The 16,436-nt window shown below is 37.9% G+C and carries 17 protein-coding genes and 2 pseudogenes; 9 read left to right on the top strand and 10 right to left on the bottom strand.

Features of this window, described 5'->3' with window-relative positions; genetic code table 11:
• Nucleotides 1–350: 350 nt before the first annotated feature.
• Complete coding sequence (locus tag M472_RS45180; protein WP_144062680.1) at nt 351–536, bottom strand: hypothetical protein; 186 nt, start codon at nt 534–536, stop codon at nt 351–353.
• Here M472_RS45180 and M472_RS46050 point away from each other — a divergent pair.
• Nucleotides 444–629, top strand: a pseudogene (locus tag M472_RS46050) (IS256 family transposase); the annotation flags it as partial. The gene M472_RS45180 and the pseudogene M472_RS46050 overlap by 93 nt on opposite strands.
• Nucleotides 630–1,166: 537 nt before the next feature.
• A pseudogene (locus tag M472_RS30545) lies at nt 1,167–1,541 on the top strand (Fic family protein); the annotation flags it as partial.
• A gap of 135 nt (nt 1,542–1,676) precedes the next feature.
• On the opposite strand, the gene M472_RS30550 reads toward M472_RS30545, so the two are convergent.
• The 4 genes from M472_RS30550 to M472_RS30560 all read right to left on the bottom strand — a co-directional run bounded on the left by M472_RS30550 (nt 1,677) and on the right by M472_RS30560 (nt 5,909).
• Nucleotides 1,677–2,618: a hypothetical protein gene (locus M472_RS30550; protein WP_021069687.1), complete on the bottom strand. Its 942-nt coding sequence runs from the start codon at nt 2,616–2,618 to the stop codon at nt 1,677–1,679.
• A gap of 521 nt (nt 2,619–3,139) precedes the next feature.
• On the bottom strand, nt 3,140–4,054 hold the full coding sequence (locus M472_RS30555) for a hypothetical protein (protein ID WP_051146115.1): 915 nt from the start codon (nt 4,052–4,054) through the stop codon (nt 3,140–3,142).
• A 431-nt stretch (nt 4,055–4,485) separates the two neighbouring features.
• Nucleotides 4,486–5,121: an LA_2272 family surface repeat-containing protein gene (locus M472_RS44470; RefSeq protein WP_021069689.1), complete on the bottom strand. Its 636-nt coding sequence runs from the start codon at nt 5,119–5,121 to the stop codon at nt 4,486–4,488.
• Nucleotides 5,122–5,219: 98 nt separating this feature from the next.
• Entirely contained in the window at nt 5,220–5,909 is a 690-nt protein-coding gene (locus tag M472_RS30560; protein ID WP_021069690.1) for a tetratricopeptide repeat protein, read from the bottom strand.
• A 142-nt stretch (nt 5,910–6,051) separates the two neighbouring features.
• Between M472_RS30560 and M472_RS45185 the strand changes: the two genes are divergently transcribed.
• Entirely contained in the window at nt 6,052–6,228 is a 177-nt protein-coding gene (locus M472_RS45185) for a virulence RhuM family protein (RefSeq protein ID WP_144062681.1), read from the top strand.
• Between the two features lie 62 nt (nt 6,229–6,290).
• Here the strand turns inward: M472_RS45185 and M472_RS30565 are convergent, their stop codons facing one another.
• Complete coding sequence (locus M472_RS30565; protein ID WP_021069691.1) at nt 6,291–6,524, bottom strand: hypothetical protein; 234 nt, start codon at nt 6,522–6,524, stop codon at nt 6,291–6,293.
• A gap of 124 nt (nt 6,525–6,648) precedes the next feature.
• The gene (locus M472_RS30570) at nt 6,649–7,173 is read right to left on the bottom strand and encodes a hypothetical protein (protein ID WP_144062682.1); all 525 of its coding nucleotides are present in this window, start codon (nt 7,171–7,173) and stop codon (nt 6,649–6,651) included.
• 196 nt (nt 7,174–7,369) lie between these two features.
• Between M472_RS30570 and M472_RS45190 the strand changes: the two genes are divergently transcribed.
• The 6 genes from M472_RS45190 (at nt 7,370) to M472_RS30595 (ending at nt 11,310) form a co-directional block, all read left to right on the top strand.
• Nucleotides 7,370–7,552 carry a hypothetical protein gene (locus M472_RS45190; protein ID WP_144062683.1) on the top strand — a complete coding sequence of 61 codons (183 nt, stop codon included), beginning with the start codon at nt 7,370–7,372 and terminating at the stop codon, nt 7,550–7,552.
• Between the two features lie 9 nt (nt 7,553–7,561).
• Nucleotides 7,562–7,687: a hypothetical protein gene (locus M472_RS45870; RefSeq protein WP_021069694.1), complete on the top strand. Its 126-nt coding sequence runs from the start codon at nt 7,562–7,564 to the stop codon at nt 7,685–7,687.
• 517 nt (nt 7,688–8,204) lie between these two features.
• On the top strand, nt 8,205–8,717 hold the full coding sequence (locus tag M472_RS30580; RefSeq protein WP_021069695.1) for a hypothetical protein: 513 nt from the start codon (nt 8,205–8,207) through the stop codon (nt 8,715–8,717).
• A 151-nt stretch (nt 8,718–8,868) separates the two neighbouring features.
• Nucleotides 8,869–9,411 (top strand): CbrC family protein, encoded by a 543-nt coding sequence (locus M472_RS30585; RefSeq protein ID WP_021069696.1) that lies wholly within the window; start codon nt 8,869–8,871, stop codon nt 9,409–9,411.
• Between the two features lie 145 nt (nt 9,412–9,556).
• Nucleotides 9,557–10,015 (top strand): GNAT family N-acetyltransferase, encoded by a 459-nt coding sequence (locus M472_RS30590; protein WP_021069697.1) that lies wholly within the window; start codon nt 9,557–9,559, stop codon nt 10,013–10,015.
• A 167-nt stretch (nt 10,016–10,182) separates the two neighbouring features.
• On the top strand, nt 10,183–11,310 hold the full coding sequence (locus M472_RS30595; RefSeq protein WP_021069698.1) for a TlpA disulfide reductase family protein: 1,128 nt from the start codon (nt 10,183–10,185) through the stop codon (nt 11,308–11,310).
• A gap of 66 nt (nt 11,311–11,376) precedes the next feature.
• On the opposite strand, the gene M472_RS30600 is transcribed toward M472_RS30595, so the two are convergent.
• The 3 genes from M472_RS30600 to M472_RS30610 form a co-directional block, all read right to left on the bottom strand.
• Entirely contained in the window at nt 11,377–12,702 is a 1,326-nt protein-coding gene (locus M472_RS30600) for a D-alanyl-D-alanine carboxypeptidase (RefSeq protein WP_021069699.1), read from the bottom strand.
• A gap of 1 nt (nt 12,703) precedes the next feature.
• Entirely contained in the window at nt 12,704–14,773 is a 2,070-nt protein-coding gene (locus M472_RS30605; protein ID WP_021069700.1) for a S9 family peptidase, read from the bottom strand.
• A gap of 342 nt (nt 14,774–15,115) precedes the next feature.
• The gene (locus tag M472_RS30610) at nt 15,116–16,435 is read right to left on the bottom strand and encodes a DUF4302 domain-containing protein (RefSeq protein WP_021069701.1); all 1,320 of its coding nucleotides are present in this window, start codon (nt 16,433–16,435) and stop codon (nt 15,116–15,118) included.
• Nucleotide 16,436: the final 1 nt, after the last annotated feature.

Here is a 16,436-nt window from a genome sequence, read left to right on the forward strand (position 1 = left end):
CTGATATATCTACATAAATTAACACCTGCTAATATCTATTATATAAAGCAATAAATAAAACGAACAGGGGGGACAATTGGGGGACAATTGACGAAAAAGAATGTGAAACCCTTGGATTGTAGTGGGCGATGGAATTATCAGACGGGAAAAGGTGACACAATCCTCCGTGAGATAGATCGACTTTAATTTGCCTATATTTAAATATGAAGATTTAATACGCGTTCATTATTGATGGCTATCTTAGAGAAATAGATATAAATAGATGATGAAACAAGACAATATAGACTGGAACTGGATCGGTGATCTAAGTTTGACAATTGACATTTTATTATCCCGGACATTGACAAAGGTTATGATTGGGATAAGAGGCTAGCCATGAAATGTAACGGTACAGCGATGTTCTTGACAGTATTCGTTTCCGAGGCTACCCCTGCTGTACCTATGGTGAGATAGAGAGTCACCTTCGGGAAGATAAGGCTTCGAGTAATTCCAATCGTCGAAATGGTAAGACCAAAAAGACTGTTCGGAGTCTTCATACCGGTACTTTCGAATCTAAGGTAGTTCCCAAGCGTCAGCTTATAATTACAGAGCAGTTGGAAGGTCACGTGCTGAGTATGTATGCAAAGGGATGAACAACACGTACTACTATTCTTCAGAGATGGGAGCCGCATTTGGCTATGCTCATTACTGTGACGCTAAAGAACTGTCCTCATAAGTTCTATATGCAATTTGACACGGGGACTCCATACTCGATCCTATACAGCGATAAACTAAATGCGATCATCGAGAAGCCTCCTCCAAGATACCTGAAATCTAATAATGAATCAAATAATGTTGTACAATAATACAAGACTGATAGATAACTTTTGTACGGGAAACCGTAGCGCTATTGGTTCTACTAAAAAAGAATCAATTGTTGAATGGATGGGGCGTAAGGAGTGTATAAACTGTTTTCCTTTGTCTGTTAAATTAGAATGTTAAAACTTTGACTTTATCATCAAATAGATCGTCACCTTTTAAAAACACGGTTTAATAGAATTAACACATCATGTTTTAATAAAAATAACACAGCAGGGTTTAATAAATTTATAAGAATATGGCCACACCACGTGAAAGATTTGTAGAAACCCCAAAATTCTTGCAAGAAATATGCTGGTTATCGAAACCACCAAGTATATATAGGTAATTCTAAGCATGTACCGCCTAGTGTAGACGCTATGAGAGATACTATGCCTGTTTTGTTTGAACTGCTCGAAGAAGAGCCTGAGGCTTCTGCTAGGGCTATTTTAGGCCATTTTATATTTGTGTTCATTCATCCTTACATGGATGGAAACGGACGTATGGGAAGATTCTTAATGAATGCTATGTTGGCTTCTGGAGGTTATCCTTGGACGGTGATACCCGTGGAAAGAAGAGACGAATATATGCAGGCGCTTGAAAAAGCAAGCGTGGAACAGGATATAGAACCTTTTACATCATTTGTTGGTCACCTAATTAGTGAGGGAATGAAAGGAAAATCTGTGGCTGGATTGCCAGAATAAATTTTCTAAATTAATGGTTCGCTTAGCTATCCGACACTTAAAATATTCTCTGGTCTCCTGACCGGTGCAGTATATAGCAGTCCTTCATACCGTGAGTCATCAATGTGAGATAGGTATTCTTGATGATGATCATAATCAAGATCTCAACGAACGAATGTGTTCTATCTCTCGATTTCGCATAACATTATACTTATCTGTCGTAAATAAGATATCTTCAAGGGGCTTACTATCAAATCTCAGCCCCAAATGATAAAGTGAGCCATCATTGATATTAAATGGCCATACAAAGTAGCTCATTCTCTCTTTAAAAGCTTGCTCTCTTTTACAAATGTTATACCACTTGTCTAAGTGCGCTTCATTATCTTTATCTAATGAGTTATAAAACCGTTTGAGTATATTATGGTCATTATTCGATTTTGCTGATTTTAAATATTCTTCAACTACGTTTAGATACTCCGTAAAAGTATCTTTAAATCGGTATTTTTCAACAGGAATACATTCTTCTTCATCGTAATATTCGTCCTCATAGCTGGTCTTCAAATACTTGTTTTCTAAATACCATGATTCAAGGAACTCGACATCAAGTGCCGATATATGGCTTCGGTCATGGATAGCTGCTATGGCTCGCTCGCGCAAATAGATCTGGTAATCTACCGAAGAGCTGTCATAGCCAATTTTATCCTCCTCATAGATTTTAAATTGCAAGAGATATTCATAAGATAAATCTTCATTACTTTCGCTATGAAGAATATAATTACTTTTTGGCTTGTCACACAAGGTTCTTATATCCGTCACAATCTCGTCGACTACGGTAATAACCAGTAAATAATTACAGTAAGATTCTTCATCAAAGAAAGCATATCCTTGCTCATTACTAGCTAATTCGCCACAAGTAAATGGATCGTAGAAATGCTCATCCGCTAGGGACTCTATGTCAACTTTCTTGAAGAAACGATCGACTGTGTCTAGGAAACCTTCAACTGCAATACCGGAGTATATTCCCAAAGGATTTATTTTGCTTTGTAGATAGACTAAATCTCTATTCTGAAATGCGTCTAATACATTTTGTACTGTCATAATTTTAGAAAAATAAATTGGTTTTAATTAATCGCTAGTAGAACTGCATTATTTAAGAATTCAAACAATTATAAATATACTCATAAAAAATATAATTAAACATACCTAAAACAGTAATGGCGTTTGTACGCGTTTCGCGTGTTCCACTGAAATAGGTTGATGACCCATGATGGCGCGAGCTTTCAGCTCGTGTCTATTCAATTCTTATAGTTAATCATGGATTCATAATGATTACTCTGACAGTGGATACATCCAAAAAATAAATAACATTATACAAAAGAGCCCTTGCGGACGCAAGGGCTACACCAAATCAGTTATAAACCGCGGGGGCGGTTCCTTTTTATGAATATCTAAATATAACCCTTATATATCTAAAATACAATACTATGGGTTTTATCTCCCCTGTTAATAGTACCTGTTTCCAGAAGCCAGCAGTTATGTTTGCGCTAAAGAGCTAAGCCCTTAAAAAATAAGTTTGTCGCATGGACATCTTATATTTCACGTTAGCCACACTAGCCAGCTCAGTACTTACTTTGATGTTCTTTAATTATTCGATTTGAGATCATTATTTTTTCTTTCCGGATATTATCTAAGAAATATAGATCGGTAATGCCTGTCTTCTTTAGATGGTGAAAGAAATAAAAATCAAACGAGCCGCCAACAATTCCTTCTTCAGGCAAATAGACGAAACGGTCAATGCCTCGTTCGCTTTCAAACTGGAACCTATGTTTATTCCAGTCCAGATAGGTCCAAAATTGATAGGCAATCCTCCCGTCCGCTAGAGTATGCTTCATAGACAGATACTCTCTACGGTCTCTCAACCTATCCATCGTAGTGGAGTATACCGGAGACCGTAGAGTGTACAAAGGGAATTCGGTAGAGGGGTACGTCTGATTATATATCTTCTCCATTTCAAGAATAGTCACCTCGTCTAGATTGATATTTATCGTTCCAAAGACGTTGTTAAATACTTTTGGTCTATTGCGAATGGCGTAGAATTGTAGCAAACAGTTAGCAGGGACATAATATCGTCCTTCTTTACAGACAACAGGCTTATAAATGTTGAGATATTTCGTCTGTTCACCATAAACCCCATCAAACCTACTCCATGTATTGGCCTCAAAGAGCTTCTGCATAGGTCCAAATTTTATTAAACTATCCTGCAATTGGTCAAAGGAAGTTTCTATCCAATCCTGACCAGTTTCCAAATCGGGTAAAACCGAGAACAGAATAAGGTTTTGTCCATCGCTGTTATTATAGGTAATATTGAATAACTCTATCTTATGGTCTATCGGATAAATATCTTTTGTGGATAGTACATGATGACTAAGTTTATACTTCGAATCTAAGGAATCAATTAAAAAGTACTTGCTCTGAGAAAAGCCTTGAAGACAAGTCAGTGCAAATAAACAAAAGGTAAATATTCTTTTCATCATAACTATGGGGTGCATTTCGTTCCTGCGTTTCCTATTTTATGGTTGTAATTTACGGATTGTTCTATTGAATTCATATTGGAAATGACTCTTCCTTTGGCGAGTCTCTGACCTAGTACGGAGTCAATCCCGCATTTGGGACAAATCCCCGAGCTGGTGAGAGCTTATAGCCCGTACCTATACAATTCTTATAATTAGGCATGGATTCATATTGATTTCTTTGACATGGGGGGGCAAAAAAAATAAATAAACATTATACAAGATAGCCCTCGCTGACTATAGTCAATTAACTTATGAATCATACAGCTAAATTACAAAAACTGATTTAATTGCTTTGGCTTTATAGGTTAGTCCTATATATGATTAATGTTGGCGATTCATAAGGAATGAAAAAAGCACAGTGTTTCTGTCTATTGGTAAAAATGAATACATTATTAATCAAAGTTCCAGTTAATGATTGGTAGCGACCTTTTCTGATTGACATTCCATAATCCTAATTGCATTCCCTTGAAATTTCTACTTCTATTTAGCAATCCAATCTGTAAGCCGGTGCCACTATGTATAAAGTTAAATGCTGATATCTGCACACCAGACATGTAATACGAACTATTTGCAATGATTGAAAGCTGTACTCCATTTTGCTTGTCAATTATATTCCATCCTCCGGCCAATGACAGTCCCTTTCCCAGTTTACCGTACTGCCCCACCGCGGCAATAGTCCATCCGTTATAATTACAATCACACCAAGAGCCTGTAGATAGATTTACCCCATTGATCACTTCACTGTATTTGAAATCGCTTAGGTCAAAGGGCTCAGTAGCATTGGGAAAGCCATTCCCCATAAATGAAATGATTCCAATTCCCGGTACTTCAAGTCTAACACCATTCGTTTTAACGTTTCGACTATCAGCCATGGTAGACCCAAATCCAAATGAAAGCCCATTGTACTCGGTATTTGAAGTATGGAAAGTGCCAATGGCTCTTTTTTTGACAGTTATACTTTCTTGAGAAAATGCTAACGAGCAACATGTAAAAAAAGTCAATAAAGCTGATAAGAATAACTTGTTCATAATGTTTAAGCAATTGTAATTCCGCAGGGATGAGGTTTCTTTTTATGAATATATAACTGTCATTAATTGATTGTCGACAGAGTTTACCTCGACCGGACCTATTCTTTACAGACAGTCTGCAGATGAGCTGTATATTCTTTAGTAATCGGAAGGCCACCCAATGCCTGACATTCGCGATAATACTTCCATGCTGCTTTACAATTGTTATTTAAAAGATGAGTCATTGACAGTTTGATCAGTGTGTTTTGATCCTTATCATCTATCCCATAGGATTTTTCGAATAAGCTGAGTGCCTGATCTAATTCTTTTGTATTACTGTTTTCTCCCTGTTGGAACTTGATCATATAATAAGTCGCTAAATCCGTAAGTAAATGTGTATTCTGCGGATTCTCTCGCAGCCCTATCTCATACTGCTCTTTAGCTTTATCCGGCATCGACTGTGTCATATATACTCCACCGAACCCCCAATAGATATCTGTGTTGGTACTATCAACCAGATAGGCCTGATTGAATCGGTACATGGCCGTCTTAACATCTCCCTTATAAAGATAGTCAAAACCGATTTTTATCAATTCGTCCGAAGCTAGTCTTTTATTGTCTCTATACTTATCCTCGCTAAGAATTTCATCTAAAAAGTCTTTGTCAGCAGCCAACTGTTCTTTGCTTTTCTGGACACCTCCATACTTTGGCAACATTCTGATGTCTTCAGCGTTTTTATTCTCCTGTGCGCACGATGCAGTGGTAAAGAATAATAGAGAAAGGGTGACTATTCGGTTTATGATATGCATGGATCAATAATCAGTAAGTTAATCTCTACAAGATACTACTTTTTGCTTCATAATAAATATGGGGTTCGATATTAATTTGTGTCTTTTACTCACTCTACAATAGAGTGGTAAGCATATAATTACCATCTTCAAAGAAGAGGAATTGAAAGAGAATTCAACTGTCGCAAATTTTGCGACAGTTCAAAAAGAGGGCAAACGAACAGTAGAAAGAGACGTAGAATATTACAAGTTGGACGTTATATCCCTACTACAAGACCTTCTTGAATATGCCAATGAGGTGAAGGTCTGGTGGATGATGGTTTTGAGGTGTCGGGACTGAATACAACATGATATACAACAATATTATTATGAGCAGCCACTATCAGTATAGATTTAATAGGATTACTGCCTTATTTGAATATATAGCTCATAGAAATCTTTCCCCTTTTTTATCTGTTGCTGACCGACAGTTTTATCCAATTGCTTGAATGTAAGCGTTACTTCCTCTTTGTCAAAAAAGCTGTATTTGCAAAAGAGAAAGCCATTTAAATCAGATTCTCCGATAAGGTTTTCACCATGCCATACAGAAATATTGGCTACACCAATATTGGACGTGTTCCAAAAATGTCCAATCAACGCAATGTCATATATTGAGCTATTACTTTGTGGAAAGTCGTATCTAATATTTGATTCTTTAAGCTGCAGGTCCAGTTCCTGAAGACCGATCTCGCCTCGCCTCCTATGGATGGAATCGATATTATCAACCGGGTACAGGTAGGAATTCCCAAGGTTGTCGAAGGCAGTCTGGCTGCCAATATAGTTGGTTTTTCCCTAGCCTAACATTTAGACGGTCCTGAAATATCGCATATTCGTGATTAGATATCTGACCACTTCTGAAAGCTTCTCCCATGAAGTGCTTATATTTTATTTGAGTCTCGAGGTCTGCGTGCTGGATGGTGTAGAAAAAAGCTTTGCTTGCTTTATCTGACAAGAGGGGCTTATCAAGCCAGCCAAATCTATCTAATATATTTAAAGCTATCCCGCGATTGATGGAGTCTTGGACGTTCATCGCATTTAGCCTTTCATTAAATTCTTTGGAGCCGTACCCGTATGTTTTCTGGGCTTCGTTTAGTTCTCTTCGGGTCAGCTGATCGGTGGTATATACTTTTTCTAGTTTTTCATTGATATTTTCTAATTCTACCTTCGTCTGACTGTAGGCCATCACACTGCCTAATAATAAAACTGTACTGCACAGTAACGTGAGGAATGGTTTATATCGATACATATAGCTACAATTTATTAATTATTTTCAGTTTGCGCAATTACTTATGTAGAATTAGAGGCCGCATTTGTAATCTCTGATCTCTCATCGCTGTGCTGAAAGATAGCCCTCATCTGAAGACAGATTCTCCTTGCTTCTCAGAAATTATGTGTATATTTATTTGTGCGCACATAGCTCACATCCAATAAAGCTATTAGACATGAGTAAACTAGACAAGTACAGAGACGGAAATAAAGGAGTATTAGATGTTGCCTTTTTCTTATCACCAATAGCAGGTGTATTTGCGCTTTTGTTTTCAACTACCCATTCACGCGCTATTAAGATCACTACCGTATTAGCTGCCATTACTGGATTGATAGCTTCGGCAATCATATACGCATAGATATGAATTATGATCAAGCTCTATGGATTTTACATCAAGAATAAACGGTTTACGATAGCTGCGTTAGCAGCGATATATCTGGTCTACCAAATGGGCTATGCGGTCGGTAAATCCATCTACTTCTTGCTGAATTGATTTCTAGCACAAGCTCTATAGGACTTCATTCCAAAGGACAGCAGTTGTCTTTCTATTAACTAACATTTAATGGTTGCGAAATAAATAAACGCTATACAAGATAGCCCTTGCAGACTGCAAGGGCTATGTCTAACCTAATTATAACTCCGCAGGGATGCGGGTTTTAAAATTATGAACAATAAATATAACACTTATATATCTACTATACAATAGGATATATTGAATCATAGCTATCCAAAATCGATATAGAGACTATGTACGAAATCTAAAAGTCTAAACAATATGCTTGGGACTGATTGAAAATACAACACATTTTATATCTTGCCTTTAATATGAGGTTGGTCACATGGGGGATTGCAACGGTGCTTTTATATTGACTTTTTTGTAATTTAGCGTATATTTTCAGCCATTAAAAAGATGCCCAGGATATTATCATTTTTAATTATTGACAATATATAAACAGTTAAAAACGAATAACTTTTGTTAATGAGAGAGTTATGGAAAAGCAATCAAAACAATGAAAAAAATACTATTATTAGCATTTATGATAATCGCTAACTTGGCATTCTCACAAAAAGTAACCTTTAAAATTATAAAAGATAAAACTGAAGTAGATAACATTGGAGCCATTATACTTCATGTAGAAGTAATAAATAAGTCAAAAAATGACATAACTATTCTAAAACCTGCAACTGATTTCAATCAGAAATGGAGGTACTACGATGTTGAAATTGACTGCAGCAATATACCTTTATGGTCAGCTGGGGATCAAGAAATGATAGATTATGAGGAATCCGATTTATTAGTTATTCCTGCAAAGTCTAAGGTTGAAATCATCATAAATGGCAGGAAAAATGCGAATATGTTAGCTTGTGACTCTAGAACTTTTCAATTAAAACTCTTTTATGATGCAAAAGAATTAATAAATAGGACGGAAACTGGAAATCTTAATTCAGATGAAATACAAGTAGTAAAAAAGCTTACACCAATTAGAATAGAAAGTAAGAAAACGAGTATTGTAATGAACTAGATAAAAAATCAGTCTTTGGAGAGGGAGTAACTTAAACCAAAAAACGCTAATTATAAGAAATATAGATCGGTATTTTGGATTTGAAAAGTACTTTGTATAATTGTAAAGGATTTTCAGGACGAGACACGGAACGCACTTCACAAGTATAAAGATGGAACTACCAAAATTTAAATATAGCCCAAACGCATATAAACTTGACCTTTTTGAAAATATTGAAGGTGTTTGCTCTATATGTAACGAAAAGAGACAAATTAAATATACGGGTTCATTCTATAGTATTGAAAGCCCTGAATACATTTGCCCTTGGTGTATCGCAAATGGGAAAGCATCCGAAAAATACAATGGAGATTTTAACGATTATTGTGGAATTGAGGGCGTTTCGCCTGACCCAAACGACCCTGAACCAAGTATTGAAAAAGAACACTTAATTGAAATTACAAACAGAACACCAAGTTATACTTCTTGGCAGCAAGAAGTATGGTTGACTCATTGTAATGAGCCTTGTGCTTTTATTGGATATGCGGACAGTAAATTAATCGAACCATTTTTAGACGAACTTAAAGATGATATTGAAAATTCAGGCATTCCAACAGAGTACATAACAAAAGGACTTACAAAAGACAGCGACTTAGGGGCTTACTTATTTCAATGTTTAGAATGCGGAAAACATAGACTTCACGTTGACTTTACATAAAAAATACTGCTGCTAAAAGTATTGCCAAATGCGGGGCTAAATCATCTCTCTAAAAATAAACAGAAAACAGCAGATACAAAAAAGCACCATTCGAATGAACAGTACCTAGAATACATAAGCATACTTTTGAATTTAACTCACAAAAATGCACATAACATTAAGACCTGTCACAGCAGACAACTATTATGATGTAAGCCTGTTGACTACGAACGTAGACGGAATTCCTACACTTGATGAAGAATTCATCTGTTGCAATGCACTCTCTCTCGCTGAATCGAAATACTTTCCCGATCTACAACCGCAAGCCTTATATGATGGTGAAGTGCCTGTAGGGTTTATCCTATGGGGACCATACGTAAATGACCAGAACAACTATTGGGTATTACGATATATGATAGACTATCGCCATCAGGGGAAAGGCTATGGTAAAAGAGCTTTTCGCCTATTCATAGAAGAGCTGCGTATGTCCGAAGTTATTAGTGAACTGTATTTAGGCCTTGATCCAAGTAACAAAAAAGCAATTTCCCTTTATACTTCATGTGGATTCGAATTTACAGGGCACGAAAAAGATGGCGAAAAAGTGTATAGACTTCAAGTGCAATAATAAAATCTACAAACAAACCAGCGATTACATATTGGAAGATAAAGATTAAAATAGATTAGAGGAGTATCTGTCCATAAAAACAATTTAATATTGTAAAATGAAAGCTTCTTATTATCTTTAAAGATTAAATTTCACAATTACCATTTTATACTTGCCCCATATTATTTATGAATCTAAAAAAAGCACAGATTTTGCTTACCGTCTTTTGTTTGGTTACAATCAGCAGCACCTCATTTGCTCAAAAAAAGAGCTTCACCATCGAAGGTAAAATCGATTCATTACAAGAGAACACTAAAGTCTTCCTGACCTATGAACTTGAAAAGGAAAGTAAGATAGATTCGGCATTGGTTAAAAATGGCGTATTTCGTTTTAAGGGAATCGCAACATCAGGCACTGTTGCAAGTTTGGCTTTGGAAGACTCCGATTCGGAAGATGATGTCGATAATATTAATTTTTTGATAGCGCCATCGAATATAAGAATAACATCCTCTCGCCTACTGGAGGACGCAAACGTAGAAGGCTCGGTTTTCCAAGATGAATTCAAAAGGCTTCAAAAGCGATTAGCCAATATAGAAGCAAAACACCTTGAGTGGAACGAGAGATATTTTCCGGCCCTGGATAAAGGTAATATGTCAAAATCTGAATCAGACAGTTTCAGCGAGGAATTTAAAGAGATAAAGCAAGAAAAACTGCATACAATAATTGGGTTTGTCAAAGAAAATCCCAGCAGCTTTGCCAGTGTATGCGGATTAACGCATATCTCTCAAGATTTAGAAATCAATGAACTTAAAACCTTATGGACCGGTATCAGTCCGGATTTAAAAAACATGCAGCTCGGCAAAGATCTTGGTACGCTGATTGAAAATCTTGACAACTCCAAAATCGGACAGATAGCTCCTAATTTTACACAAAATGATCCTTTAGGCAATCCCATATCACTGACTGATTTCAGAGGTAAATATGTCCTGATCGACTTTTGGGCGAGCTGGTGTGGTCCTTGTCGACATGAAAATCCCACGTTGATTAAAGCTCTGGACACCTATAAAGATAAAAATTTTACGATCCTGGGTATATCTCTCGATAATGAAAACACCCGCGAGCAGTGGATAGAGGCAATAAAATCGGACAAACTAACCTGGCCTCAAGTTTCTGACCTCAATGGCTGGAATAATGAAGCCGCAAAGCTGTATGTGGTAAGGGGAATCCCGGATAGTTTTCTGATAGATCCCGATGGTAAGATCATAGGTAGAGGATTAAGAGGTGAAGAGCTGCTTAAAAAATTGAGCGAACTGTAAGCCCCATATCACAGCATGCTCTTGTACAAAAGGATACCCCTATTGCACAAGAGCATACTTAAGATTTTAATTATGTTCGATAATCCAGATTAATATTTCCTCCATTTTCTTTCGATAATCATTAGCGCTGCCACGGAAGTTATTGATCAGAAAGGAGAAGGCTAGGTTACTCCCCTTTTTGGTTTTCAGATAGCCGCTTAAGCCAAGATGATCGGCCAATGTACCTGTTTTAGCCCAGATGTTAGCTTCATATCCGACATACAACCCCTTCAGTGTACCTTCATTACCATGAGGCAATATCTCTTTGACCCGTTCGAAATCCTCACTCCTGTATATTGCTGTTAACAGATTGATAAACTCATCGGGAGATATCAGGTTGCCTCGGCTCAATCCGCTGCCATCCACCCACTTTCCCTGATCGAGGATACCCTCAAATAGATCTTCACGGAGCTTCCTGATGGTTCCGAAATCGGCAAACGAACCATACCTTATCTTTCCCGCCATAAGCATCGTTTGCTCTGCAAAGAAATTGTCGCTGCGCTTCATCATTTTTCCTAACAGCGTATCCGTCGCAACGGTGTACACTGGAGAAAACGTGATATCTGTAGGTTTCTGCCGCGTAAAGGAAATCTCGATCTTAGGATTGAAGGTCATTAACGTATCTCTCAGAAGCATATAGGCTAAGGTGTCATTATTCATGCCTGTAAAAGGCCTTGTCCAACTATTTCGTGTGCTATTTTTCTTGACCTGATAGGTATTGCTGTCTTCTACACGAAGTACGGTACTGTACTTTGTGCCTAGAATATCTTCTGTCGGCTGCTCTATTGCCGAATTGAAATAGGACGGTATGGCTTTAAAGGTGTTGCCTTCTCTATAGAACTTAACCATGTTATTATAGACAGGCATCACACTGCGCTCTGGTGAATAGGTTTCTTGCCAGGTCCCCCAGGACCAGCCGGAACCAAATCGTCCAAAAGCGGTTGCTTCGGGCAGAAGGATATAGACAGTCTTTTCCGTGTTTTTTAGTATTTCGAATACCTGCTGTTTATCAAACTCTGCATTCAGAAAGGTAGGGTCACCATTGGGTTCTAAGTAAATAGAGTTGCTGCTCTCTCCGATATTCCAGCCGGGGATATGATCTCCAAATGTCTGCAGTCCGGCATACATAGTCAGTAGTTTGGTATTACTTGCAGGCATAAAAAACTTATGCGAGTTGGTCGAAGAGAGTATCGTACCTTTGTCCAAATCCACAATTTTCAGCCCGTAATGAATCGTATTGAGCAAAGAGTCTTGATCAATAGCATACGGATGGGAAGTAGTTTTTTTTACGACACAGGCCTGAAATAAGATTAGATAAAACAGGGCAATTACAAATAGGATGGTGTTACGCATATTATTTCAATTTACGGTTAAAAAAATCTACAGTAGCTTCTTTTACCTTGACTAGATTTTCGAATAATTGCCAATGGTGATTGTCATCTGGTATGACCAATACTTCCATGTCGACATCCTTCTTTTGGAGTCTATTATATAGATCTATGCTTTGAGAAAAGGCGACGTTTTGGTCATCGTCACCATGTATGATCAGAACCGGAGACCGCCAGGAGTCTACCCACTTTGATGGAGAGGATTCCCAGTTGAGCTGGGTTGCTAATTCGAAGTCGGGCGCATATTGAGAAGGATTCTGCTTACGTTCTCTATTGTGTACGCCATGTATATCCACACCAGCCTTAAATACATCTGAATTCTTCGCTAATGCCATTGCTGTAAGGTATCCGCCGTAAGACCCTCCGAAGACACCGACTTTCGTCTGATCAACATCGCTCTGCTGTTGCAACCATTGGCCTGCAGCTAATATATCGGCATACTCGGAGGCTCCTAGGTTGCCAGCGGAGTTGGGGTGCTGAAAATCGAAACCGTATCCGGTGCCCATTCTATAATTGACCGATAATACCGCATATCCCTGTTCTGCCAAATATTGATTGACAATGTAATCGTAGAAATAGTAATCGATATGATGCCAACCGAGATACATCTGTCGACGTGGGCCACCATGAATATAAACCAGAGCGGGCAGATTATTTTTTATTTGTTTTGGTTTGTAATACTGCGCACTGAAACGAACGCCATCTGCTGCTGTAATAAACACTTGCTCGGGTTTTACAAAGCCAGATGCCTCGGTACCAAATAATTCTGTAGCCAACAATATCGACTTCTTATCTTTCATATGGTACACTTTAGGATTGACAGCTCGATTAAATGAGCTGGACGAAAAACCGATAGACTTTCCTCGGTCAAAATAAAAAGGAGCAGTCTCAATCTCGTTCCCCTCAGTCAACATCTCAAATCTACCGGAAGCTACGTCTACACGTCCAATATGGGATCGTTCGAAATCAAATTGATCTCTTCCGGTATTAGCTGCAAAGAGAATATCCTTACCGTCCGCACTATAACTGAGGTGGTCCACAGTAAAGTTACCTTTGGTAAGTTGCTGTACGTCCTTAGTAGATACATCTAATCGATAGATGTGGGGCCATCCGCTTTCGTACGACATGAATGTCATATATCGGGAATCTTTCCATTTTAGATTTGCCTGTCCTCCTATCCTGGGAAAAGTAGCTTGCTTTTTGACGGGAGCGTGATAGATTTCATGTGCTATACCATCAGCAATGGATGCTATCATAATAGACCAGCCCTGATAGTTAAACGAAGTCAATGAATCTAAAGGTCCCCCACTCGCATCTCTTCTTATAAATGCAATACGCTGTCCGTCAGGAGACCACTGAGGCGAACTGTCCGAATGAAACGATGGCCCTATCCATTGTATCCTTGAACTGGATTTGCTATAGATACCTATGAAACTATAATCACCACGTCTGGACATAAAAGCCAACTTGGTACCATCAGGAGACCACTGGATATTACCGGCTGCTCCTTTCATGCTAAACAGTTGTTTTGCGGCATTTTCCCCATTCAAAGAAGCTGTCCACACTTGCCCCGAGCGAAGGTAGGTAACTGCAGTTCCATCTGGATGAATGATCGGGAAATCGCCTAAGCCGATTTTGTGCAGCTTTTGGTCGTCAACGGACAATGTAAATATTTCTATTTTTGTGGACTCTACAAAAGAAGCGGAATTGGTCGCTACAGGGGCACTATTGGCACCGTGGTCTCCTCCTCGAGCAAAGACAATCCACTTTCCATCGCTTGTCATCGATAAACTTGTTATCTCTTGCCCATCATCACTATCAAATTTCGTCAATTTTCGAATCGTATACGCTGGCCCTTCGGCCATATAGATATTTCGGTGTCCCTTATCATTGACTGTAAAGGCTATCCGGTCTGATGCAGCAGCTCCCACAATCTTACCGATATAGGGGGTGGACAACAACTCTGACAATCGTGTATTTTGTGCATTTAGAATGGAGAACAGAAACAGAAAGACAATAGTAATTTTAATTTTCATTATTTGGTTTATAGTTTATTACAATATTTATAGGCTCATTTTCCTATACTTTATCCGAATACAAGACGGACAAAAATCGATTAAGGGTATTTATTTCTAAAAATAATAAAATAACTTGGAAACCCTTTACTCGCAACAGTATATGATACCGTACAGCTGCGCCAAATTATTAATCACAAACAAAACTAGCATTATTGGTATAGGAACGATGTATTATAACTCTGATATCAAGCATTCACGATACACATATTAGAATACGGCTTTTCTGTAAATTGCTACCTAATCCGCTTAGGCTTTTGAAGAAAAAAGCGGACACAGTGTCCGCTTTTTTCTTCAAAAATATTACTCCCAAGTATAATCTAGTGGTGAATCTGTCGAAATACGTACATTAAAATATATCCTACTATTTTTTCGGCTGATAATACGAAAAAAATGTTCACCACTCGAATACCTTCCTAAGGGCATAATTGTCACCCCTTCAGCAGGAAATATCAAATCCAAGAACTCGATAAGTTGTACTTTATAATTATTTGCATTTGCAGAATTTGTTCCTTTAAAGGCAGCTGTAACATGATCTTCGCCCGATTTGGCCATATTCATATCAAAACGCCAATAATTAGTTGCAGCCCCATCAGGCTTTGTCAAAAAGGTCACATTGTCGGGACCATTTGTCGACGTTGTATTGGTATTGATCGTAATCCGGAAAAGTGAAGGCGAAATCAACTGTCTCATCTCTTCCCACTTTACTGCCAAGTCTGGACTCGCATAAATAGTTAGGTCGTCTCCAGTATAGGCGAATAAATTAGTTGGTTTGCCTCGATATAAAAAGGCATCTGCTGTGTGGGGAAAAGTGATACTAGGGGTATGCGAAACAAATATTCTTCCTATCGTAACGCTTTCGTCGTCGACGATCTCCAGTTCATCTTGATTATACGACCCAAAATTCAGCTGACTGAAAGTTTTTCCCGAAATAGTAACAGGAGAACTCCAGGTAATACCATTTGCTTTATAATTGAACGTCCTTTGCTCACGAAGTATTTTATCGTCAGCGCCCACCCAAGAGAAAACTATTTTTCGAGTTGCCATGTTTAAATCCAAGAAAGCTTTGACTCCATTGACTTCAAAGTTCTTAAAATAAGCTATTGCATTCTCGCTAAAATCATTGACTACATCAATTACATGTGCACTTTGAGCGATGTCATCGTATTGGGCTGTAGTTGCAGGTACTAAACTCAGTGAAGCTTTCACCCCTTTTATGGGCACCAATTGGAATCCCACATCCTCCTTTTCTTTTATCGTAAACTCAAAGCCGCCTTTGAAATGTTCAAAAATATCAGAAAATGCAGAATAAGAAGTAAACTGTAACTCTGGCTCTACCAAACCAGCTATTTTGTACTTGATGTCTTTATCTAAAAAATGAAAACCATCTACATCCGAAAGGATATCACACAATCCATTTTGTTTAAATTTTACAATTAAATTGAAACGTACTCCATCAATTTGATAGTTCAAATACCAACCTTCACTCTTAGCTATCAATTTATCTGCATAGGATTTTTGAATATCCTCCAAATAAGGAGTGCCCTCTGGAATCAAGTAGTCAAAACTACTTTTACTACAGGATGTAAGAAATAATAGGAGGATTAAAAATGTATTTTTCATG

The sequence above is a fragment of the Sphingobacterium paucimobilis HER1398 genome (assembly GCF_000416985.1).
Lineage (GTDB): Bacteria > Bacteroidota > Bacteroidia > Sphingobacteriales > Sphingobacteriaceae > Sphingobacterium > Sphingobacterium paucimobilis.

Bases quoted from the DNA above. Each gene is read 5' to 3' on its own strand.
- M472_RS30570 (WP_144062682.1), bottom strand. From the start codon at position 7,173: ATGTATCGATATAAACCATTCCTCACGTTACTGTGCAGTACAGTTTTA.
- M472_RS30600 (WP_021069699.1), bottom strand. From the start codon at position 12,702: ATGCGTAACACCATCCTATTTGTAATTGCCCTGTTTTATCTAATCTTA.
- M472_RS30580 (WP_021069695.1), top strand. From the start codon at position 8,205: ATGAAAAAAATACTATTATTAGCATTTATGATAATCGCTAACTTGGCA.
- M472_RS30560 (WP_021069690.1), bottom strand. From the start codon at position 5,909: ATGCATATCATAAACCGAATAGTCACCCTTTCTCTATTATTCTTTACC.
- M472_RS30550 (WP_021069687.1), bottom strand. From the start codon at position 2,618: ATGACAGTACAAAATGTATTAGACGCATTTCAGAATAGAGATTTAGTC.
- M472_RS30555 (WP_051146115.1), bottom strand. From the start codon at position 4,054: ATGATGAAAAGAATATTTACCTTTTGTTTATTTGCACTGACTTGTCTT.
- M472_RS45180 (WP_144062680.1), bottom strand. From the start codon at position 536: ATGAAGACTCCGAACAGTCTTTTTGGTCTTACCATTTCGACGATTGGA.
- M472_RS45190 (WP_144062683.1), top strand. From the start codon at position 7,370: ATGAGTAAACTAGACAAGTACAGAGACGGAAATAAAGGAGTATTAGAT.
- M472_RS30585 (WP_021069696.1), top strand. From the start codon at position 8,869: ATGGAACTACCAAAATTTAAATATAGCCCAAACGCATATAAACTTGAC.
- M472_RS30595 (WP_021069698.1), top strand. From the start codon at position 10,183: ATGAATCTAAAAAAAGCACAGATTTTGCTTACCGTCTTTTGTTTGGTT.
- M472_RS44470 (WP_021069689.1), bottom strand. From the start codon at position 5,121: ATGAACAAGTTATTCTTATCAGCTTTATTGACTTTTTTTACATGTTGC.
- M472_RS30610 (WP_021069701.1), bottom strand. From the start codon at position 16,435: ATGAAAAATACATTTTTAATCCTCCTATTATTTCTTACATCCTGTAGT.
- M472_RS30605 (WP_021069700.1), bottom strand. From the start codon at position 14,773: ATGAAAATTAAAATTACTATTGTCTTTCTGTTTCTGTTCTCCATTCTA.
- M472_RS30590 (WP_021069697.1), top strand. From the start codon at position 9,557: ATGCACATAACATTAAGACCTGTCACAGCAGACAACTATTATGATGTA.
- M472_RS45870 (WP_021069694.1), top strand. From the start codon at position 7,562: ATGATCAAGCTCTATGGATTTTACATCAAGAATAAACGGTTTACGATA.